The 315-nt window shown below is 68.3% G+C and carries 1 protein-coding gene; it reads right to left on the bottom strand.

All coding sequences use genetic code 11. From position 1 onward, the window contains the following. The coding region (locus EN862_RS35445) for a PAS domain-containing protein (RefSeq protein WP_135913325.1) at positions 1-315 on the bottom strand (315 nt) is incomplete at both ends.

Raw genomic sequence — 315 nt, 5'->3', positions numbered from 1 at the left:
GGGTGCGGTACCAGTGCGCGCCGGGCTCCGCCCCGGGGCGGATGGACTGCGCAAGCCTGAACTCGCCGTCGCCCGCCTGGCCGTCGCGCAGGCCGGACGCCAGTCGGTAGATGGTCATCGAGGCTTCGGGAACGTCCGACAGCAGCCCCTCGACCGTCTTGAGGTCGGCCGCCGACGAAGCGCCCGTCATGTCGGCGTAGGCCCGGTTGGCGTAGACGATGCGGCCTTTGGTGTCTGTGACCAGCAGGCCTTGCGACATCGAATCGACGAAGGCTTTCGAAAGTTCGTCGCTGGTCGAACGCGGCGCGACCTGAA

The sequence above is a fragment of the Mesorhizobium sp. M2E.F.Ca.ET.219.01.1.1 genome (assembly GCF_004016445.2).
GTDB lineage: Bacteria > Pseudomonadota > Alphaproteobacteria > Rhizobiales > Rhizobiaceae > Mesorhizobium.
The sequence above is the reverse complement of the archived record's forward strand: the minus strand, read 5'-3'. Positions and strand labels throughout refer to the sequence as shown.